Here is a 21,339-nt window from a genome sequence, read left to right as displayed (position 1 = left end):
CCGTGGCAATAGCCTAAACCGAACGACGCCGGCCCTCCCCTTCGCGGGGACGGCCGGCGTCGTTCGTTAAGACTTTCTTTCCGTAGCCTGGCGTTCCTGCGGAACGCGCCGGGGCTTCAGCAGCATGGCCGCGGCGACGCCGCCGAGAGCACCGCCCAGGTGAGCCTGCCAGGAGACAAAGCCCGCCACGCCGGGGAGGATGCCGAAAAGGATTCCGCCATAGGTGAGGAACAGCACCACTGACAGCGCTATCTGCCACCAGTTGCGGTTGAAGAACCCGCGGACCAGCAGGAACGCGAAAAGGCCAAAGACCAGGCCTGACGCGCCAACCGTGATCCCCCAGCCGCCGATCAGCCACACCAGCGTTCCTGAGCCGAACCAGCTGAAGGCCACCGCCGTGAGGAAGACCCTGAGCCCGGACATAAAAACGAGGAAGCCGAAAATGATGAGCGGCAGCGCGTTGGAGGCCACGTGGCCGAGGTTGGCGTGGAACAGCGGGAACGTGAGGATGTCCAGCAGGCCGTCGGCGCTGCGCGGCCGCAGGCCAAAGGTCCTGTTCAGGGAATGGAACGTGGCCGCGTTGACCAGCTCGATCGCGAACAGGAGCACGACGAACAGGCCCAGCACCAGCAGCCCGCCCTGAGCGCGTGCGGCAGGGGTATGCCTCGTTTGCGGTTGTCCCCCCGAAGCGTCAAGCACCATGGCCCCTAGTGAACCACAATCGGCTGGAACCCCTCGGCGCGGAGTGCGCCCAGAACCTGCTCACAGTGCTCATGGCCCTTCGTCTCCAGGTTGACGGTGATGGATACGTCTCCCATGCTGATGGAACCGCCCACCCTGGTGTGGTCCAGGCCTGTGACGTTGGCGTCGTTCTCAGCGATGATCCGGGCGATGGTGGCCAGCGAACCGGGACGGTCATCCAGCATCATGCGGACCGTCATGTAACGGCCTGCCGCCGAAAGACCCCGCTGGATCACTTTGAGCATAAGCATGGGGTCGATGTTGCCGCCGGAGAGGATCACGGCCGTGGTGCCGGGATTCTCGATCTTGCCGTCCATCAGGGCCGCGACGCCCACGGCGCCGGCCGGTTCCACCACCATCTTGGCGCGTTCGAGCAGGAAGATCAGCGCACGGGCGAGGGAATCCTCGCTGACCGTCACCACATCGTCCACGAGTTCGCGGATGATGCTGAACGGCAGCTGGCCCGGGCGTCCCACTGCAATGCCGTCGGCCATGGTGGAGACCCTCTTCAACGGCACCAGGGCGTCCGCGGCGAGCGACGGCGGGTAGGCCGCAGCGTTTTCGGCCTGGACGCCGATGATCCGGATGTCCCGGCCCAGCTCCCTGGCCCTTGCCTTCACCGCGACCGCCACGCCGGCCAGCAGCCCGCCGCCGCCGACACCCATCAGGATGGTGTCCACGTTGGGGATCTGCTCCAGGATTTCCAGCCCTACCGTGCCCTGGCCGGCAACAACGTCCACGTTGTCGAACGGGTGGACAAAGACGGCACCGGTCTCATCGGCATAGCGCTGGGCTTCCGCGAGTGCCTCGTCCACGTTGTGCCCGTGAAGGATCACCTCGGCACCGTGGCTGCGGGTGGCCGCCAGCTTGGGCAGGGCCACACCCAGCGGCATGTAGATGCGGGCCTTGATACCCAGGCTCTTCGCCGCCACGGCGACGCCCTGGGCATGGTTTCCGGCCGATGCCGCCACCACGCCGCGCTTTTTCTCCTCGGCCGCAAGCTTGGCCATGCGGACGTAGGCGCCACGGACCTTAAACGAGCCCGCCCGTTGGAGGTTTTCGCACTTGAAGAAGACGTCGCCACCCACCATGCTGCCCAGCGCACGGGAGGATTCCACCGGAGTCCGCGTAATAATCCCCTCAAGCAGCTTCTGCGCCTCCAGGACATTGTCCAGCGTGACGGGCAGGCTATTGAGGGTTTTCACGAACTAGTCTCCTTTGGGGAATTCGGCTTGGGCGTCCGGGCCGGCATGTCCGGCGGGAGTACCCGTTGACTGTGCGGCTCCATTGCCGCGTCCCGGATTCGCACCGGGAAGGTAGACATCCTTGAAGGTGTTGTCTTGGCTGGATTCGGAGTCCCCGGTTACACCCGGGCCCGCCGCCGCCAGCACTCCTTCATGTTCCCACGTTCTGGCAGCAATATATCGAATCGCCGAGTTTGCTACGGCCAGGATGGGCACCGAAAAGAGTGCGCCCGGGATGCCGGCGAGGTAGGAACCGGCCGCCACGGACAGAATGACCGCCACCGGGTGCAGGGCCACTGCCTTGCCCATAACGAGCGGCTGCAGGATGTGGCTCTCCAACTGCTGGACCAGCAGCACGATCCCCAGCATGATCAGCGCGTTGACCCAGCCGTTGGCCACGAGGGCGAGGAGCACAGCCACAGCTCCGGTGACGAGGGCGCCCACGATGGGGATAAAGGAGCCCATAAAGACCAGCACACCCAGCGGGAGCGCCAGCGGAACTCCGATGATGGCGGCACCGGCGCCGATTCCCACGGCGTCCACAAAAGCCACGAACATCTGGATGCGGGCGTAGCTGACCATCGACGTCCAGCCCTTGCGGCCTGCACCGAACGTGGCGGCGCGGGCTTTCCTTGGTAGCAGCCGGACCAGGAAGCCCCATATCCGGTCACCTTCAAGGAGGAAGAAAATCAGGATGAACAACGCCAGGATCAGTCCCGCGGCAAAGTGACCCGCGGTGCTTCCGAACGACAGGGCGCCGCTGAGGATGCTGCTGCTGTTGTTCTGCAGCGCGGCGGTGGCTTCCTGCAGATACCGGTCGATTTGGGCGGCTGTCAGGTGAAGCGGACCTTCCGCGAGCCAGCCCTGGATCTGCTGGATCCCTGTCAGCGCTTCGCTCCACAGTTCACTGAATCCCCGGACAAGCTGCCGCCCCACGAGCGCCAGGGAGCCGCCGATGAGGCCGAGGAAGCCCAGCACCGTGATGGCGACGGCGCCGCCGTTCGGGACCCGCCGGCCCCTGAGCCAGCGTGTGATGGGGCTCAGCAAGCCAGCCAACAGGGCTGCCACCATCACCGGGATGATAAGGAAGCTGATTTTACTCAGCAGCCAGATCAGCGCGGCGCTGACCAGGAGAATGAGCCCCAGCCGCCAAGCCCACGAGGCAGCGATCCGCACACCGTAGGGAATGTCCTGGTCCAGTTCGCGGTCGGTCAGCACCCGCAACGGAGGCGCGGGTGCGGCCGCTGCGGCGTCGGGCAACCCTACTGTTTTAGCAGCGGGTTGAGCATCGCGGCTATGGTTTGATGCGGCGTCCTCAGCTGGCGTCATAGCCTTATACTTCCCCAGCTGAGCCCCGATGGGAAACCGCCACGGCCACCATCCACCCCGGCACGGGACTTCAGGCAAGGGGGCCTGGAAGCGCCGGACTAGAGGGACGCGCTGATGCCCCAGGTCATGGTGAAGGACTCCCCCGCCGCCAGCCAGCGCAGGCCGTCGCCGCTGTTGAACGCATTCGCCGGACCGGTCATGGGTTCGATTGCCACAGCCTTTGGCCTGCCGGGGAACTTGTCCGTGACGAAGACGTGGACGTAACCGCACGTTTCGTCCTGCCAAAGGCCCACGCTGCGGCCGTCGGACGCCTGCAGCGTTTGGCGCGCCACGCCGCCGTCGAGCGTCAGGTCAGTGTAGGCGACGTCGATATCCAGGTCCGCAACCGTCCGGCCGGCGCGAAGGTCCACATCCCCGCTGACGGGTTCCACGCTGCGGGGTATGAGGCGTTCGTCGGCAACGAGCCGGCTGCCGGCGCCCACCGTAAGGACCAAATCCTCGGCCGGTACATCGCCGATCCTAAGGTAGGGGTGGGACCCGAGGACGAAGGGGGCGGACGCCTGGGAATCGTTGACCAGCGTCTGGCGGACCACCAGGCCCAGGTCCTCGGCCAACTCATACTGCACACGGTGCCGGACCAGGAAAGGGTACCCGTGTTGGGGGAAGATGGGGGCTTCCAGCGTCACTGAAAACTCGGACTCGTCCACGAGCCCGTACGAGGCGTTGCGCAGAAGGCCATGGCTGGCGTTGTTCCGGGACACCTCGGTGATGTCCAGCTGCTGCTTCTTGCCGTCCAGGTACCAGACGCCGCCTTCCACCCGATTGGCCCACGGCGCCAGCGTAATGCCGGTGGCTCCCGGCGGGATGTCCGCGTCCCCGTACGTTTCCGTCAGCTGGACGTCGCCGCGCGTGTAGAGCCGCAGGCCGGCGGCCAGCTCCGTCACCACTGCCAGGGCATCACCGCGGCGGAGCTCATACTGCCGGCCGGACGCAAAGCGGCGGGGCGCGCCGGCTGCCGCGCCGGTTTCGGCATTGCTTGAGCCGGCTGCGGTTTTGCCTGCGGCGGCGTCGCTGTGGCGGGAATGAGGGCTGCTCGAAGTCATGGGCACCACCGTACCTGCTCACGCCTGCCGCCTCATCCTCCGGAACCATCCAAAGCGACTATGTTAACTTTTGTTCGAAACTATTTCTTTTTGATCGCTTTATGGGAGAATTGGAAATGCCAGCCGTTCCGCCCGGGAGGGCAGGGCTCCGATGGCAGCCGCTCGCAAAGGACAAGACGTATGACACACATCACCAGCACCAACCTCGCCGACGGCCGGGAGCTGCTCTATTTCGATGACGCCACGCCCGGAAAGAGCACCCGCACGCCCGAGGAGACCCCCGACCGCCGGGAGCTGCCTGCCAGGAGCGAGCCGGGTGAAGTCCGGTTTGATGCCCTCACCGGCGAGTGGGTGGCCGTGGCGGCGCACCGCCAGAGCCGCACGCACCTGCCCCCGGCCGACCAGTGCCCCATCTGCCCGACGACGCCGGCCAACCCGTCGGAGATCCCGGCGCCGGACTACGACGTCGTCGTCTTCGAGAACCGCTTTCCCTCGCTGGGACCGGCGCTTGGGCCGGTTCCTGGCAACGCCGGCTGGGGAACCTCCGGCACGGCCTTCGGCCGTTGCGAAGTGGTGTCCTTCACCCCGGAGCACACCGGCTCCTTCAGCGGGCTGAGTGAAACGCGGGCACGCACCGTCGTGGAGGCCTGGGCGCACCGCACCGGGGCCCTCAACGCGCTGCCGGGCATCCAGCAGGTGTTCCCGTTCGAGAACCGCGGCGCAGACATCGGCGTGACCCTCCACCACCCGCACGGCCAGATCTACGCCTACCCCTACGTCACGCCGCGCGCCGCAGTGATGGGAGCAGCCGCGCGGAAATTTTACGACGACGGCGACGGCCGGCAGACGCTGACCGGTTCCCTCCTGCGCTCGGAACGCGAGGACGGAAGCCGCATGGTCCTTGAAGGCGAGAACTTCAGCGCCTACGTCCCGTTCGCGGCCCGCTGGCCGCTGGAAGTGCACCTGGTTCCGCACCGCCAGGTGCCGGACCTCGCCGCGCTCAGCGGAGAAGAGAAAGACGAACTGGCGCACGTGTACCTGGATCTGCTCAAGCGGCTCGATGCCCTCTACCCGACGCCCACTCCCTACATCTCGGCCTGGCACCAGGCTCCGCTCGATGAGCTCCTGCGCCCGGCAGGCTACCTCCACCTGCAGCTCACCTCCCCCCGCCGGGCGGAGGATAAGCTCAAATACCTGGCCGGCTCCGAGGCGGCCATGGGTGCTTTCATTAACGACACCACCCCCGAACTGGTCGCGGAGCGGCTACGCACCGTTACCGTTCCCGCTTCAGTACTCAATCCAATCCCGGAAGGCGCACACGCATGACCGCCCCACTCAGCAATGGCGACCTGAGCAGCAGCGACCTCGCAGCACGGTTCCAGGACGCCTTCGGTTCTGCCCCGGACGGTGTCTGGCAGGCGCCTGGCCGCGTAAACCTGATCGGCGAGCACACCGACTACAACGACGGTTTCGTCCTCCCGTTCGCCATCGACAGGACAGCCCGGGTTGCGGTCCGGGCCCGTCCCGATTCAACGCTCCGGCTGTTGTCAACGTACGGCGACCAGGGCATGACGACGGCGGACACTGCGGCGCTGGACGGCCCCCGGGCCAAGGGCTGGACCAAGTACCCGCTCGGCGTCATCTGGGCGCTGCAGGAACGCGGCATTGAGGTGCCGGGCCTGGATCTGCTGCTGGATTCCGACGTGCCCCTCGGTGCCGGGCTCTCTTCGTCCCATGCCATTGAGTGCGCCGTCATCTCCGCCCTCAACGACCTGACGGGCGCCGGGTTGAAGGACGAAGAGATGGTGCTGGCCACCCAGCTGGCCGAGAACGACTTCGTGGGAGCGCCCACGGGCATCATGGACCAGTCCGCGTCGCTGCGCGGCGCCAAGGACCATGCCGTCTTCCTCGACTGCAGGGACCAGAGTGTCCGCCTCGTCCCGTTCGAGACCGAACCGGCCGGGCTGGTCCTGCTGGTCATCGACACGAAAGTCTCCCATTCACACGCCGACGGCGGCTATGCCTCGCGCCGCGCATCCTGCGAGCTCGGTGCCGAAGTGCTGGGCGTCAAGGCGCTCCGCGACGTTGGCGTCGAGGACCTTGACGAAGCCGGCGGCCTCCTGGACGAAGTCACGTTCCGCAGGGTCCGCCACGTCGTCACCGAGAACGACCGTGTCCTGCAGACCGTGGAACTGCTCGGCACTGCCGGGCCGGGCGCCATCGGGCCCCTGCTCGATGCCAGCCACCGTTCCATGCGGGACGACTTCGAGATTTCGTGTCCCGAACTGGACCTTGCCGTGGACACCTCCCGCTCCAGCGGAGCGATCGGCGCGCGCATGACGGGCGGCGGATTCGGCGGCGCGGCAATCGCCCTCACCCCGGTGTCCGCGGAGCAGCAGGTGCGCACCGCCGTCGAACTGGCCTTCTCCCGCGCAGGGTACCGGAAGCCGGACATCTTCACCGTTACCCCGGCGGCCGGGGCGATGCGGCTCGTGTAGCTCGGGCGTAGGCTGGGCGCATGTCAGAAGCCGTCATTGTTTCCGCCGCCAGAAGCCCGATCGGACGCGCCTTCAAGGGGTCCCTGAAGGACGAGCGGCCGGATGACCTTGCCGCGGCAATGGTCACGGCCGCCCTGGACAAGATCCCGTCCTTCGACCCCCATGGCGGGGACGGCAGGGGCCTGGACGACCTCTACCTTGGCTGTGCCGAACCGAGCGGCGAAGCGGGCTCCAACATGGCCAGGGTGGTCACCATCCTCGCGGGCCTGGACGGCGTCCCGGCCGCCACGATCAACCGGTTCTGCGCCTCCAGCCTGCAGACCATCCGTATGGCCTTCCACGCCATCAAGGCGGGCGAAGGGGATGCGTTCGTGGCTGCCGGCGTCGAGGCCGTGTCCCGGTATCCGAACTGGGCCGGGGCCGGCGAAACCGACGCTGGCACCCACAATCCGCTTTTCGACCCGGCCCGGCGGCGTACCCAGGCGCGGGCAGCATCCAACACGCCGTGGACCGATCCGCGGCTGGGCGGCCGCATGCCGGACATCTACATCGCAATGGGACAGACCGCGGAGAACGTGGCCACCACCTACGGGATCAGCAGGGCCGAGCAGGATGCGTGGGCGGTCCTGAGCCAGAACCGGGCGGAGTCCGCCATCGCCTCGGGATTCTTTGCCCGCGAAATCACCCCGTACACACGCCGTGACGGCACCATCGTGGAGCAGGACGACTCCCCTCGGACCGGAGTCACCCTTGAGGCAGTTGCCGCCCTCCAGCCCGTCTTCCGCAGCGGGGGGACGGTGACCGCCGGCAACGCGTGTCCGCTGAATGACGGGGCCGCCGCCGTCGTGGTGATGAGCGATGACCGTGCCCGTGAACTGGGGCTGGAGCCGCTGGCACGGATTGTGTCCACAGGCGTCAGCGCCCTCTCCCCCGAACTCATGGGCATGGGCCCCGTCGAAGCCACCCGAGTGGCGCTGGAGCGGGCCAGGCTGGGAATCGGGGACATCGACCTCGTGGAACTCAACGAGGCGTTCGCAGTGCAGGTGGTGGCCAGCGCCCGTGAACTCGGCATCGATCATGCCAGGCTCAACGTCCACGGCGGGGCCATAGCCCTCGGGCATCCGTTCGGCATGACCGGAGCCCGCATGACCACCACGCTGCTGAACGGACTCCGGGAGCGCGATGCAACTCTCGGGCTCGCCACGCTCTGTGTTGGCGGCGGCCAGGGAATGGCGGTAATTTTCGAGCGGCTTAGCTGACCCGAAAGAGAATCGGGGCCAACGAGGGAACGCGCCGCCAAAGGGAAAGGCCCCGCCGTTTGGCGGGGCCTTTCCAGCTACAGCACGACGGCGTTCGCCGGCTTGGGTTCTATTCGTCGCCGCGGAGGATCGCCAGCAGGCGGATGATCTCCACATACAGCCACACGAGGGTCACCGTGAGGCCGAAAGCAGCGGTCCAGGAGAACCGCTCCGGTGCACCGTTGCGGACACCTTCGTCGATGCTGGTGAAGTCCATGACCAGGGAGAACGCGGCGAGGCCGATGGCCAGGATGCCGATGACGACGCCAATAATTCCACTGCGCAGGCCGAACGGTTCAGTCGTCAGGCCCGTCATCATCATGACCAGGTTCACCACGGAGAACAGGGCGTAACCGACCATGGCGATCAGGAAGAACTTCATGGCCTTGGGCGTGGCGCGAACCTTGCCGCTCTTGAACAGGAGCAGCGTCACGGCGAAGACGGACAGGGTGCCGATCACTGCCTGCAGCCCGACGCCCGGGTACATGGTGTCTAGGACGCGGGTGAGCCCGCCGAGGAAGAGGCCTTCCAGCCCGGCGTACGCCAGGATCAGCGCGGGTGAGGGCTGCTTTTTGAACGTGTTGACGAGAGCCAGGACGAAGCCGCCCAGGGCGCCAACGATCATCAGCAACGAGGCCAGCGGCATGCTCACGAAGAGCGTGACAGCCGCGCCGGCCATCAGCACGCCGAGGCACGCAGCCGTCTTGATGATGACGTCGTCAAAGGTCATCCGCCCGGTTTCGGCCGGGCCGGCTGCCGGCTGGTTGTACATCTGCTGCAGCTGATCATGGGTCATGTTTTGCTGCTGGGCCATCCAGGCGCCCCGCGCGTCCATGACCTGCCCGGGCGCGCGTCCCGGGGCCTGGCCGTAGGGGTTCTGGCCGTACTGAGCCTGCGGAACAGGCGGTGCCTGGGTGGCTCCACGGAAATTCTTTCCGTTGAAGATCGGGTTTCCGCCAAGTGCCATTGCGGGTGTCCTCCAAATAAAGGGGGTAGGTGGTGATCCTTATAGTTCAAGGTACCAATTTCCACGTGCGGGCGGCAGGGATAGTTCCCCCGGAGGGCCACCCGAAACCCAACCGTGACATGGGCCACCGCCGCGAAGGGACGTTTCGCTGGCCCCGCGTCACCGCCAGCAGGCGCGCGACTGTTTAGGGACACGCAGACTCAACAAAAGTTTTCTTTAGCTGAACTGAATTAATTCTCAGGCAGTGCTTCACGGTTGTTATCCGATCGCTATCTTAGGCGTGCCTACACGGGGCTTCTTTGGTGTCTGCTAGCTGTAACATAAGCCCAAGCAGGGTGACCAACATCACAAGATATCCGGTTTGTCTACCGCATATTTGGCGCCACGATCGGTCCCCTGCTCCGTTCGCAGTGGTTGTAAAGGCGCAACCCAGACCACCCCCATGTGGAGGTTTTCATTTTGAGAAGCACACCGAGAGGCCTGTCGCACAGACGGCGCGGCGGATTGCTGAAGGCAGTGGGGGCTATTTTTGCCGCCGTAGTCGCAATTCTGCTCGTCGTTGCCCCGGCATCGCAGGCCACCACCCCCTCGCCGACACCATCCCCGTCGAACCAGCAGTTCCAGAACAGCATCAGCGGCTTCCTGCGGGACGATGCCCGCGCACCTATCGCTGACGTTACGATCACCGCCAAAAGCGGCGATTTCACCGGGACCGCAACATCAGGCGCCAACGGTTCCTGGACCATCGGAGTCCCGGTCCAGGGCACCTATGAAGTGGAGCTGGACGAATCCACCCTCCCCGAAGGCATCAGGCTCGCCGACGGCCAGGAAAACCCACGTACCGTCACCTTCAGCCAGACTTCCAATCTCTCCGTGATCTTCGCCTTCGGCGAAGGCATCGTCGTCCAGCAACAGGACTTCGGCCAGAACCTGCTCAACAGGCTCGTGGCCGGACTCAGCTTCGGCCTTCTGCTGGCGCTGGCCGCCGTGGGGCTCTCGCTGATCTTCGGAACCACGGGGCTCACCAACTTTGCCCATGGTGAAATGGTCACCTTCGGCGCAGTCCTGGTCTTCGCCTTCAATGCCATGAACCTTCCGTTCTGGCTGGCGATCGTCCTCGCCCTGCTGGGCGGTGGCCTGTTCGGTTACGTCCAGGACGCAGGCCTGTGGAAACCTCTGCGCCGCCGCGGGACCGGCCTGGTGCCGATGATGATCGTCAGCATCGGGCTCGCACTGGCAGTCCGTTACGTCATTCAGTTCTACTTCGGCGGATCCACCCAACAGCTGCCGTACGCACAAAGCACTGAGATCCAGATCGGGCCCGTCTCCATCTCGCCCAACAATCTGTGGTCGCTCATCATCAGTGCCGTCGTGATCACCCTGATCGGCATCGTCCTGCTGAAGACCCGGCTGGGCAAGGCGACCCGCGCGGTCGCCGACAATCCTGCCCTCGCGGCAGCCTCCGGCATCGACGTCGACAACGTGATCCGGATTGTCTGGGTCGCCGGCGGCATGCTGGCATCCCTCGGCGGCATCCTCTGGGCCTACTACCGGCCGGGAGTGACGTTCGACATGGGTTCACAGATCCTGCTGCTCATCTTTGCGGGTGTGACCCTTGGCGGGCTTGGGACCGTATTCGGCGCACTGATCGGATCCGTCATCGTCGGCATCTTCGTGGAGCTGACCACCGTGTTCGGCCTCGCCGCCGACCTCAAATACGTGGGAGCACTGTTCATCATGATTGTTGTCCTCTTGTTCCGGCCGCAGGGCATCCTGGGCCGTCGCGAGCGCGTGGGTTAGGAGACAGCCATGGACTTCGGATTTATTTTTTCCAGCGCTGCCGGTGAACTGTTCAGCCCGACGACGGCGGCGTACGCGCTTGCCGCCCTCGGCCTCGCCGTTCACTTCGGCTACTCCGGCCTGCTGAACTTCGGTCAGGCCGGCTTCATGGCGGTGGGCGCCTACGGCTTCGCCATCTCCACGCTGAGCTTCGGGGTGCCGTTCTTTATCGGCCTGCTCATCGCCGTCGTCTGCTCGTCGATCTTCGCCCTGCTGCTGGGTATTCCAACCCTGCGCCTGCGCGCTGATTATCTGGCCATCGTCACCATCGCCGCCGCGGAAATCGTCCGCTATATCGTCACCACCAACCAGCTGACCTCCGTGACGGGTTCCGCCAACGGCCTGGCCGCCTTCGAAGGAGGGTTCTATGCCATGAACCCGTTCCCCGAAGGCTCTTATCTCGGCATGAACAACAGGGACTTCTTCATCCGCGTAGTCGGCTGGGGCCTTGTCATCGTCTGCTGCACGCTTGTGTGGCTCCTGATGCGCAGCCCGTGGGGACGTGTCCTCAAGGGCATCCGCGAGGATGAGAACGCCGTCCGTTCGCTCGGTAAGAACGTGTACGCCTACAAGATGCAGGCGCTGGTCATCGGCGGCGTCCTCGGCGCCCTGGCCGGGATGGTCTTCACCCTTCCCCGCGGTGCGGTCCAGCCCGCAAACTACGGGACGGAGCTGACCTTCTTCCTGTACACGGTCCTGCTTCTGGGCGGACTCGGTACCGTCCTGGGCCCGGTAGTGGGCGCCATGATTTTCTGGGTCGTGCTGTCCCTTACCCAAGGCATCCTGTACGGCCTGATTGAATCCGGCGCCGTGACCTGGCTGAACACCGTCCAGGCCGGTCAGCTGCGCTACATTCTGGTCGGTGTCGCCCTAATGCTGCTGATGATCTTCAGGCCGCAGGGTGTCTTTGGCAATAAGAAGGAGCTGGCATTCGCATGAGCGAACAATTAAATGTGCCCACAGAAGGCAATACCGAAAAAATCGACTACATGACGGACTCCCGGCCGATCGCCGCCGGAGAAGCGACTCCCGGTTGCAAGAAGCGGGACCCCATCGTCGTAGCCGAAAACGTGACCCGCAGCTTCGGCGGCATCAACGCCGTCGACGTCGAGTACCTCGAGATCCCCCGGCACAAAATCACCGCCCTGATCGGACCCAACGGTGCAGGCAAGACCACCCTGTTCAACCTCCTCACCGGCTTTGATATGCCGAACTCGGGCAAGTGGCAGTTCGAAGGCAACAGCCTCGCCGGCGTCTCCCCCTACAAGGTGGCCCGGATGGGCATGGTGCGCACGTTCCAGCTGACCAAGGTCATGGGCAAGCTCACCGTGATGGAAAACATGCGGTTGGGTGGTTCGGAACAGCCCGGTGAGCGGCTCTCCAAGGCCCTGTTCAAGGGCCTCTGGGGCGGCCGGGAAAAGGAGATCACCGCCCAGGCGAACGTCCTGCTGGAGAAGTTCAAGCTGGACGTGAAGAAGGACGACTACGCAGCATCGCTATCCGGAGGCCAGCGCAAGCTCCTCGAAATGGCGCGTTCGCTGATGGTCAGGCCCAAGCTGGTCATGCTGGATGAGCCCATGGCAGGCGTCAACCCGGCACTGACCCAGTCCCTCCTGGACCACATCAAGAACCTCAAGGCGGAAGGCATGACGGTGCTTTTCGTGGAGCACGACATGAACATGGTGCGCCACATTGCCGACTGGGTGGTGGTCATGGCCGAAGGCAAGATCGTTGCCGAGGGCCCGCCGGTCGACGTCATGAAGAACCCTGCGGTGATCGACGCGTACCTGGGCGCCCACCACGATGTGGACCTGGGCGACGCTGAAGGCATCAAGGAGCTGGCAGCAGAACTGGTGGCCGACGAGGAGTCAATCGTCGGCACCGAAGACGCCGGCATCATTGCCATCGACGTCGTCGCCGGAGAGCCGGACGAAACCGAACCCAGGAAGAAGGAGACCGAATGAGCGCCACCAGCGCGGCAGCGGCCGCCACACCAACCGCCGCGGAAGAAGCGGTCGTCAAGGTCACCAACCTGGTGGCGGGCTACATCCCCGGCGTCAACATCCTGAACGGCTGCAGCATCGAAGCCCGTAAAGGCGAACTGATCGGCATCATCGGCCCCAACGGCGCGGGCAAGTCCACGCTGTTGAAGGCGATGTTCGGCCTGGTGAAGGTGCATTCGGGGTCCGTTGTCGTCCGGGGCCAGGACATCACCGGCCTCAAGGCCAACAAACTGGTGTCCAAGGGTGTGGGCTTCGTCCCGCAGAACAACAACGTGTTCGCCACCCTGACCATCGAGGAGAACATGCAGATGGGCATGTTCCAGAGGCCCAAGGATTTCGCCGAACGGTTCGACTTCGTCTCCAGCCTGTTCCCTGAGCTCGCCAAGCGTCGCGCCCAGCGTGCCGGCTCGCTGTCCGGCGGTGAACGCCAGATGGTGGCCATGGGGCGTGCCCTGATGATGGAGCCCGCCGTCCTGCTGCTCGATGAGCCGTCTGCCGGCCTCTCCCCCGTCAAACAGGATGAAACGTTCCTGCGGGTCCACGAGATCAACCGGGCCGGGGTCTCGGTGATCATGGTGGAGCAGAACGCCCGCCGCTGCTTGCAGATCTGCGACCGGGCCTACGTGCTGGACCAGGGCAAAGACGCGTACACAGGCACCGGCCGGGAGCTCATGAAGGACCCCAAGGTCATCCAGCTGTACCTCGGCACCCTGGCGGACGAAGTCTAGGCGCTGTTCTCTAAGCCCTGTCCTGGGGCTGTGGAAGGGCCGTCACCGGTTGGTGGCGGCCCTTCTGGTTGTCTGGGCCATGTGCCGGCTCCGGGTGCCTCCGCAGGCGGTGATAGATGGTGGGGAAGACCGTAGCCGAGGCACAACCAGCGGCTCAGGCAACAGAAAGCCCCCGTCCGGCTGGACGGGGGCTTTCGTGCTGTCTAGGTTAAGGCGGCTTTACAGCTTGCCGAATTCTTCCTTGGACGGCTTGTAGGTGTTGTCATCCTGGTACTCGTAGATGCCGATGTAGGCTTCCGTCGGGTCACCGGCGTCTGAGAAGGTCACCGGACCGGACTGGCCGTCGTAGTCGATGTCCTTGTCGTTGCGGAGCAGCGTGACGCAGGATGCGTAGTCGTTGCACTTCTCGCCGACCTCAGAGACCGCCTTGAGCTGCTTGGCGATATCGGTGCCCTTCGTGCTCTTGGCGGCCTCGGCTGCCAGTGCAATCAGGTTGACGGCGTCGTAGGACTCGCCAGCGTAGCTGTAGTCCTTCAGGGCCGGGTCAATGGCGAGCAGCTTCTTCTTGAAGTCGTCCTTGGCGAACGTGCCCGGGATGGTGCCCTGGGCTCCCTTCAGCGTGCCCGCCTGGAAGTCCTTGCTGTAGTCCGACGTGTTGCCGTCCACCATGAACATCTGGGTTGCCTTGACGCCCTTGCCGGTCATCAGGGGAACGATGCTCTTGGCCTGGTCGAAGGTGATCAGGGCAATCGCGTCAGGCTTGGCGGCGATGACCTTGTCAACCTGGCTGCTGAACTGCGAGTCGCCTTCGTTGAAGAGCTCCTCGGCGACAACCTTGCCGCCGGCAGCTTCAAAGGCTTCCTTGACGTTCTTCGCCAGACCGGTGCCATAGGCATCGTTCAGGACGATCATGCCCACGGTCTGTGCACCACAGGTCGCCATGTAGTTGCCGAGGACCTTGCCCTGCAGCACATCCGAAGGCGCCGTGCGCCAGTAGAGGCCCTTGTCATCCCAGGTGGTGAAGTCCGGGGACGTGTTCGCCGGCGAGAACTGGATAACGCCGGCACCCGTGATCTGGTTGATGACGGTCTTGGAAACGCCCGATGAAGCAGCACCGACGATTGCGCTGACGCCGCTTCCTAGCAGCGCCGTGGTGGACTGGGTGGCGATGTCCGTCTTGGTGTCGCCGGAGTCGCGGTGGATCACCTCGACGGGCTTGCCCAGTACGCCACCTGCGTCATTGACTTCCTTGATGCCAAGGTTGACACCGGCAATTTCGGGCGGGCCGAGGAACGCCAGCGACCCCGTTGTCGGCAGGAGCGAACCAATCTTGAGCGGTGTTTCGGTTGTGGTGGTCGAGGCGGGAACCGAGCCGCCGGCGCCTGGTGCAGTAGTGCTGCCTGCAGTGGCGCTGGGTGCCGGGCAGGCGATGCCGGAGGCTGCCGGGGTGGTGGCGCCTGTCTGGCTCGGGGTGGACGAGCCGCCACAAGCCGTAGCCAGAAGGGCGACGCCGATGCTAAGCGCTGTGAGCTTAGCGACTCGGGGCGCCGCCTGGGGGAGTGAAATCATTGAGAGTCTCCTCGATCGAAAGGTGCGAACGGCCTTTGATGCGAATTACCAGGTGTTCCTGATTTAACTTCAAGCTAGTGCAATTTTCCCGCGAACATAAGTGACTATGGTCACATCCTTATAACAGTCGTTGCATATGGGAAACCACAGCGCGGAGGCGGGGAGACGCGGAAGGTTCCAGCCGAAACCGGGCGCACGGAAGGACGGCGCGTCGAAAAAGGAAAGTACCCCAGGTGGGACTCGAACCCACAACACGCGGATTTTAAGTCCGCTGCCTCTGCCAATTGGGCTACTGGGGCGCCCGGTCTATGATATCCCGTCAGAGCCGTTCGAAGGGTCCGGCATACCGGAACCTCCCGTGGACACCTCCTGGCCACACGGCGAGCGGGAGCAACTGGAAATGGTCGCCCCATCCGACCTCCGGCGGTTCGATGCCCAACGAGACCGACGGCACGAACCCGAAGCGGGAGTAGTACTCCGGACTGCCCAGCAAGGCAATCCCCCTCTCCCCCGCAGCATTGGCACGCGATACGGTCTCCTGCATGAGTGCACTGCCGATGCCGTGGTGCTGCAGCCGGGGAACCACTCCGATGGGGCCAAGCCCCAGCAGCTCGAGGTCACCCACCCAGCCCCGGGTGCTGATGACATGGCCCACCACCTCACCCTCCTGTTCGGCAACGATACTGAACTCGGACAGGTACTCGTCGCAGTCGAAGAGCTCCTTCAGCAGCCCGACTTCAACGGGTTCGCCGTCAACCGGAAGCCCGGTTGCGGGCGATACCGAGAAGGCCGCCGCCGTCAGCTCCAGGATTGCGGGCCTGTCCTCCGGACGCTCGCTGCGCAGGACGAGTTCGGGCGCAGGCTGGTCCGAGCTCTCGGCCGCAAGTTCGTGGAGTGTTTCCAGGGCGCGGTCTGCGTCGGCCACCGGAACCAGGAGGTGATCGTGGTGGAATCCGGCGAGGACGTTGCAGCTGATGCGGGCGTCCGTGAGCGCCGCGCTGACTGCGGCCGTGAGCCCAATGGCCTCCAGGGATGAATGCACCTCCAGCGTGATCCATGCGGCAACAAAGTCGTAGGGAAGCCCGAGTTTGTCCGCCTCGGCACGCGGCAGCACCACCGTGAGTCCTTCCGCTTCGCGGACGGCGGCTTCGATGCCGGCAACAAGCGGCCTGCCATATGGCCAGAGTGCATAGACGTACTCGCCCTCCCGCAGGATGGGGCGGATGGATGCCAAGAGGGTCCGAATGTCCTTTTCACCAGTCATTGGGCCATTAAACAGCAACAGCGGCCGTTCCCCGGGGGAACGGCCGCTGTTGACGGCATCTGCCTGCTACTTGTTGTCAGCCGACACGGTCTGCTTCTGCTGGCTGGTGCTTCCGGCGCCCGACTCTGCCGGCTTTTCAGCGGCCGGTGCGGCCGGAGCTGCTGCCGGCTTGGGTGCCGGAGCGGCTGCGGCGACGAACGCGCCGCGCGGGTTGTCCAGGTCCATCAGCTGGGTGGTGTCGCGGCCCATGATGAAGGCGAGGATCCAGCCGAAGATGACGCGGATCTTACGCTCAACCGTGGGCATGGCCAGGCCGTGGTAGCCACGGTGCGCCAGCCAGGCCAGGGGGCCCTTGAGTCCGATGCGACCCAGGAGGTTGATGTTGGCAACACCCTTCCATTCGCCGAAGCCGGCAACGGCACCCAGGTTCTTGTGCTTGTAATCCTTGAGTTCCTTGTCCCAGCGGGAGGCCCACAGGTTCTTCGCGAGGCGTTTGGCCTGGCGAAGGGCGTGCTGCGCGTTCGGTACGCAGGTACCGTCCGGCAGGCCGCTGCCCGTGAGGTCCGGCACGGCCGCGACGTCGCCGGCGGCCCAGGCGTTCTCAATGATGCCTTCGTCACCCGCGACACGCAGGTCCGGAAGGACGCGGACGCGTCCGCGCGGCTCGAGCGGGAAGTCGGTGGAGCGGACCATCGGGTTGGCCTGCACGCCGGCAGTCCAGACGAGGGTGTCCGCTTCGAATTCCTGGGCCGGGGTCTTGTCCGGAAGGTTGATGAGCTTCAGGGAGCCCTCGGCGTTGTCCAGCGAGGTGTTCAGCAGCACCTCGATGCCGCGGCTGCGCAGGTGCTCCACAACCCACTCGGCCTGCTTGGCCGTGACCTCGGGCATGATGCGGCCCATGGCCTCAACCAGGACGAAGCGGACTTCCTCCTGCTTGATGCGGGGGTTGTTCTTGACCGCCGCGCGGGCCAGGTCTTCCATCTCAGTGATGCACTCGATGCCGGCGAAGCCGCCGCCAACCACCACGAAGGTGAGTGCGCGGGCGCGTGCTGCGGGATCGGTGATGGTGGAACCGGCTTCGATCCGCTCGAGGACCTTGTTGCGCAGGGCAACGGCTTCCTCGATGGTCTTGAGGCCGATGCCCTTGTCCGCCAGGCCCTTGATCGGGAACGTGCGGGTAATGGCTCCTGCGGCCATCACGACGTCGAAGTACGGCACCTCAAAGTTCGGGCCGCCATCGGCCGGGGCAACCACGGCTGTCCGGTTCGCGTGGTCGATCGAGGTGACGCGGCCCTGGATGAGTTCCGTCTGCTTCAGGTGCTGGCGGTGGGAGACGACTGCGTGGCGCGCCTCAATGTTTCCGCCGGCTACTTCCGGCAGGAAGGGCTGGTAAGTCATGTAGGGCAGCGGATCAACGACGGTGACGATGCCACCGGCATTCGCGATCTTGTTCTGCAGTTTGAGGGCTACGTACAGGCCGACGTACCCGCCGCCGACGACGAGTACCCTGGGACGGTCCTGGAGCTGTGGGGTTGTTGCCATGATTTAAGAATACAGTAGTTTGTGAAAATCTTCACTAACTAATAACCGTCCCGTTACGTTCCGCCGGAGTCCACCGCGTCAAGCACTCCGGTTTCCGGCTCGTCGCGAACACCACGGGGATTCCGGGACGCCCTTCGAAGCTGGAACGCGGCACCCGCCACGATGGCCGCGAACAGCAGGCCGAAGCCGATTACCACCATCGCGGGCACAGCGCTGTCCAGCCGTGACGGGGCCTCTGCCACAGGTATCGTGGCGGCGGGCAGGGTGGGCGGCGCACTCGTGGGGCTGTCGCCGGGCGCCGCGGCGGGAGTGCTCGCGGCTGCCTCGCCGCGCCGGTGGATCCTGATCCAGTCACCGACGGTGCCCAGCGGATTCACCTTCGTTTCAGGCACGTCATCCTTCAGCGCGGCTTCGGCGTTGAGTACGCCAAAACCATAAATGGGGTCCTTGCCCGGCGCACCCGCGTCCTTGGCAGTGGTAACAATCCTGTTGATGACCTGGCTGGCTGTCATCTCCGGCCACTTGGAGCGGATCAGCGCCGCCACGCCGGATACGATCGGGGTGGCTCCGGACGTGCCCGCCCACTCTGCGTAGCCGTCTCCGGGCATGCCGCCGATCAGGTTTTCCGCCGGCGCAGCCACGCCGATGCTGATGCCCTGGGAGGACGAGTCGACGCTCGCGGCGCCCTTCCGGTCCAGCCCGGCCACTGTCAGGACGCCCGGGATGGTTGCCGGTGCCCCCACCTGGACGTTGCCGCCCACACGGTTGCCGGCAGCGGCAACGATGACCACGTCCTTTTGCTCGGCATAGAGGAACGCGGCGTCCCAGCTCTGCGGCCACTCCGGCGAGGTGCTGCCCAGGGAAATGTTGATCACGCGTGCACCGTTGTCCACGGCCCAGCGGACCGCGGCGGGAATCTGTTCCTGATCACTCTTTCCTCCGGGATTCGGAGATCCAAGCCAAGTGGAAACCGAGAGGATCTGGGCTTCGGGGGCGACGCCCACTATGCCGTCCGGGCCGGGCGCCGGTTTGGCTCCCGGGGCGGGACTGGCAGTGGACTTCGGCGGCTGGTGGCCGCGTCCGGCCAGCATCGTTGCCACCAGCGTGCCGTGTTCAGGCTTTGACCCGATGCTCTTCTGCCCGTCGGCGCTCCCGGCCCCGGAGGCGTCGCTCCCCCCGACAACCACGCCTTTCAGGTCCGGGTGCTTGGCATCCACGCCGCTGTCGATGACTGCCACTTTGACGTTGGCGCCCTTGGAAACTTCCCACGCCTTGGTGATGCCGGACTCGGCCAGCCAGTACTGCTTGTCCCGCCATGAATCGGCCCGGGCCTCCGGCGCCGCAATCAGCGACGTCGCCAGGCTGCCTACGGCAAGGGCCATCGCAGTCACGGCGGAGGCCGTCCGGCCCCAGCGGGTTGTTGCTCTGGTCATTCGGGTCCAATCGGCTCTGCATCTCGTGGCGCAGCACGTGGCGGGCTGCTGTCTCATGGCACCTGCCGGATACGGAATCCGGCTGATGCTTCTTCTTTAGCTGACGCCAAGTCGCTAACTGATACTCAGGGCAATTCCGTCGAGAATATCGTGTTCACTGGCCACCGCCGAAGTGATCCTGCCGTCCGTTACCTCGGCCAGGCGCTCCAGGACCCGGCGCCAGACCAGTCCCCCGGCGCCGATGACGTCAACCCGGCCAGGATGCATGTAGGGCAGTCCGGCGCGGTCGGCCTTGGACATCTCCAGGAGATCCGTGCAGGCTTCGCCAAACGTTCCGAGGGGAAGTTCCGTACCGTGGATGGCAGCAGGCGAGTATTCCGGCAACCGGAGCGCATGGGCCGTAATGGTGGTGACGGACCCCGCCACGCCGACCACGGCGACGGTGCGGTCCAGCGGAACGGCCAGTCCTGCCTCGCTGATGGCGGCGTCGACGTCGGCCTCCGCCGCAGCGATCTGCTCCGGCGACGGCGGGTCGTTGCGAAGATGGCGTTCCGTCATCCGGACACAGCCGACGTCCACGGATTTGGCGGCGATGACGCCGCTGGCGTCGCCAAGGACAAACTCGGTGCTTCCGCCGCCAAGGTCCACCACGAGCACCGGGTCGGTGCCCCGGGACGGCAGGACGCTGCTGGCGCCGGCAAAGGAAAGGGCCGCCTCTTCATCGCCCGTTATGACTTCAGGTTCCACGCCAAGGATCTCTCGGATGCCGTCCACGAACACCTGCCGGTTGCGGGCGTCGCGGGTTGCGGAGGTGGCAACGAAGCGGACCTTCCCGGCCCCGTGCTCACGGATGAGCCCGGCGTAATCGGACGTTGCCGCAAAGGTCCTGTCGAGGGCCTCCTGCGCGAGTTCACCGGTTGCGTCCACGCCCTGGCCAAGCCTGACCACGCGCATTTCACGCACGACGTCGGTGAGCCGGGAGCTGCTTCCGTTTCCGTCGACATCGGCGATCAGGAGCCGGATGGAATTGGTTCCGCAGTCGATGGCAGCAACTCGGGTCACTGGGCGGCCTCCGTGGAGTCTTCGGTGTTCTCTTCAGCGTGGTGGCTATCAGCGTGGTTGCTATCAGCGTGCCGCTGGGTCTTGCGTACCGGTGCCGGACGGCCCACGATGTCAGGGAGCCCCTGCGGCCCGTGGCGGCTGAGGTCCCGTGAGGGCGCCTCTCCCCCGGTGTCCCAGGCGCCGTCGCAATAGCATCGGTCCGCTGTCCACCATTCACTGATGCCGGCAATGGCTTCATCGCCCAGCGGGTTGACCCCGAGGCCGGCAGCGAGGGAATGCCCCACCAGGACGTGGAGGCACTTCACGCGGGTGGGCATCCCGCCGGCGGAGATCCCGTCAATCTCAGGGACGGGGCCAATGCCTGACCGCTCGCCAATCTCCGCCCGGGATACGAGATACGCATCGTGCGCCGCGCGGTAGTCCGCGGCGAGTTCGGCGTCTTCGGCGAGGCGCTCGTTCATCCGGTTCATCAGGCCGGCGGCTTCGAGGCGGGACACAGCCGAGGTGATGACCGGGTGGGTCAGGTAGAACGTGGTGGGGAACGGCGTTCCGTTGCTGAGCCGGGGTGACGTCGCCGCGACCAGGGGGTTTCCGCAAACGCAGCGCGCCGGGATCTCAACGACGTCCCGTACGGGACGCCCCAACTGGCGACTCAGGACGTCCAGGTCCCGGGCAGACGGGTGGCTGGAAGCCGGCACGGTTGTGCCTTCTGCCACGGG

18 protein-coding genes and 1 tRNA gene are annotated in these 21,339 nt (G+C 65.3%); 7 read left to right on the top strand and 12 right to left on the bottom strand.

Annotated elements, in window-relative coordinates; all coding sequences use genetic code 11:
* Positions 1-66: 66 nt before the first annotated feature.
* The 4 genes from J2S97_RS19795 to J2S97_RS19780 all read right to left on the bottom strand — a co-directional run bounded on the left by J2S97_RS19795 (position 67) and on the right by J2S97_RS19780 (position 4,417).
* On the bottom strand, positions 67-702 hold the full coding sequence (locus tag J2S97_RS19795) for a rhomboid family intramembrane serine protease (protein ID WP_307051640.1): 636 nt from the start codon (positions 700-702) through the stop codon (positions 67-69).
* A gap of 5 nt (positions 703-707) precedes the next feature.
* Positions 708-1,946 (bottom strand): threonine ammonia-lyase, encoded by a 1,239-nt coding sequence (gene ilvA / locus J2S97_RS19790; RefSeq protein WP_307051639.1) that lies wholly within the window; start codon positions 1,944-1,946, stop codon positions 708-710.
* Between the two features lie 3 nt (positions 1,947-1,949).
* On the bottom strand, positions 1,950-3,314 hold the full coding sequence (locus tag J2S97_RS19785) for an AI-2E family transporter (RefSeq protein WP_373460600.1): 1,365 nt from the start codon (positions 3,312-3,314) through the stop codon (positions 1,950-1,952).
* A 98-nt stretch (positions 3,315-3,412) separates the two neighbouring features.
* Positions 3,413-4,417 carry an aldose 1-epimerase family protein gene (locus J2S97_RS19780; RefSeq protein ID WP_307051637.1) on the bottom strand — a complete coding sequence of 335 codons (1,005 nt, stop codon included), beginning with the start codon at positions 4,415-4,417 and terminating at the stop codon, positions 3,413-3,415.
* A gap of 180 nt (positions 4,418-4,597) precedes the next feature.
* Between J2S97_RS19780 and galT the strand changes: the two genes are divergently transcribed.
* From galT to J2S97_RS19765, 3 genes are read left to right on the top strand one after another with little or no spacing between them, the layout of a single operon-like run.
* The gene (galT, locus tag J2S97_RS19775; protein WP_307051636.1) at positions 4,598-5,743 is read left to right on the top strand and encodes a galactose-1-phosphate uridylyltransferase; all 1,146 of its coding nucleotides are present in this window, start codon (positions 4,598-4,600) and stop codon (positions 5,741-5,743) included.
* Positions 5,740-6,915, top strand: coding sequence for a galactokinase (gene galK / locus J2S97_RS19770; protein WP_307051635.1), 1,176 nt, complete (start codon positions 5,740-5,742; stop codon positions 6,913-6,915). The genes galT and galK overlap by 4 nt, the downstream gene beginning before the upstream one ends.
* Positions 6,916-6,935: 20 nt before the next feature.
* A complete protein-coding gene (locus J2S97_RS19765; protein WP_307051634.1) occupies positions 6,936-8,174 on the top strand; it encodes an acetyl-CoA C-acetyltransferase in 1,239 nt (412 codons plus the stop codon).
* Between the two features lie 109 nt (positions 8,175-8,283).
* Here J2S97_RS19765 and J2S97_RS19760 read toward each other — a convergent pair whose 3' ends face one another.
* A complete protein-coding gene (locus J2S97_RS19760) occupies positions 8,284-9,180 on the bottom strand; it encodes a Bax inhibitor-1/YccA family protein (RefSeq protein WP_307051633.1) in 897 nt (298 codons plus the stop codon).
* A gap of 516 nt (positions 9,181-9,696) precedes the next feature.
* Here J2S97_RS19760 and J2S97_RS19755 point away from each other — a divergent pair.
* From J2S97_RS19755 to J2S97_RS19740, 4 genes are read left to right on the top strand one after another with little or no spacing between them, the layout of a single operon-like run.
* Positions 9,697-10,980, top strand: a complete 1,284-nt coding sequence (locus tag J2S97_RS19755; RefSeq protein WP_307051632.1) for a branched-chain amino acid ABC transporter permease — start codon at positions 9,697-9,699, stop codon at positions 10,978-10,980.
* A gap of 9 nt (positions 10,981-10,989) precedes the next feature.
* Positions 10,990-11,958, top strand: a complete 969-nt coding sequence (locus tag J2S97_RS19750) for a branched-chain amino acid ABC transporter permease (protein WP_307051631.1) — start codon at positions 10,990-10,992, stop codon at positions 11,956-11,958.
* Positions 11,955-12,983, top strand: a complete 1,029-nt coding sequence (locus J2S97_RS19745) for an ABC transporter ATP-binding protein (protein ID WP_307051630.1) — start codon at positions 11,955-11,957, stop codon at positions 12,981-12,983. Before J2S97_RS19750 ends, J2S97_RS19745 begins: the two co-directional genes overlap by 4 nt.
* Positions 12,980-13,750 carry an ABC transporter ATP-binding protein gene (locus J2S97_RS19740; RefSeq protein WP_307051629.1) on the top strand — a complete coding sequence of 257 codons (771 nt, stop codon included), beginning with the start codon at positions 12,980-12,982 and terminating at the stop codon, positions 13,748-13,750. Before J2S97_RS19745 ends, J2S97_RS19740 begins: the two co-directional genes overlap by 4 nt.
* 219 nt (positions 13,751-13,969) lie before the next feature.
* Here the strand turns inward: J2S97_RS19740 and J2S97_RS19735 are convergent, their stop codons facing one another.
* From J2S97_RS19735 to J2S97_RS19705, 7 genes are all read right to left on the bottom strand, one after another.
* A complete protein-coding gene (locus J2S97_RS19735) occupies positions 13,970-15,319 on the bottom strand; it encodes an ABC transporter substrate-binding protein (protein ID WP_307051628.1) in 1,350 nt (449 codons plus the stop codon).
* 225 nt (positions 15,320-15,544) lie between these two features.
* A tRNA-Leu gene (locus tag J2S97_RS19730) sits at positions 15,545-15,618 on the bottom strand.
* Positions 15,619-15,638: 20 nt separating this feature from the next.
* Positions 15,639-16,583 carry an N-acetyltransferase gene (locus tag J2S97_RS19725; protein WP_307051627.1) on the bottom strand — a complete coding sequence of 315 codons (945 nt, stop codon included), beginning with the start codon at positions 16,581-16,583 and terminating at the stop codon, positions 15,639-15,641.
* A 66-nt stretch (positions 16,584-16,649) separates the two neighbouring features.
* A complete protein-coding gene (locus J2S97_RS19720) occupies positions 16,650-18,125 on the bottom strand; it encodes an NAD(P)/FAD-dependent oxidoreductase (RefSeq protein WP_307051626.1) in 1,476 nt (491 codons plus the stop codon).
* 53 nt (positions 18,126-18,178) lie between these two features.
* Positions 18,179-19,558: a S8 family serine peptidase gene (locus J2S97_RS19715; protein WP_307051625.1), complete on the bottom strand. Its 1,380-nt coding sequence runs from the start codon at positions 19,556-19,558 to the stop codon at positions 18,179-18,181.
* A gap of 114 nt (positions 19,559-19,672) precedes the next feature.
* Positions 19,673-20,620 (bottom strand): Ppx/GppA phosphatase family protein, encoded by a 948-nt coding sequence (locus tag J2S97_RS19710; RefSeq protein WP_307051624.1) that lies wholly within the window; start codon positions 20,618-20,620, stop codon positions 19,673-19,675.
* Complete coding sequence (locus tag J2S97_RS19705) at positions 20,617-21,318, bottom strand: DUF501 domain-containing protein (protein ID WP_307051655.1); 702 nt, start codon at positions 21,316-21,318, stop codon at positions 20,617-20,619. Before J2S97_RS19705 ends, J2S97_RS19710 begins: the two co-directional genes overlap by 4 nt.
* Positions 21,319-21,339 lie beyond the last annotated feature (21 nt).

The sequence above is a fragment of the Arthrobacter oryzae genome (genome assembly GCF_030812315.1).
Lineage (GTDB): Bacteria > Actinomycetota > Actinomycetes > Actinomycetales > Micrococcaceae > Arthrobacter > Arthrobacter oryzae_B.
Note: the sequence above shows the minus strand (reverse complement) of the source record. Positions and strands in the feature narration are given on the sequence as shown.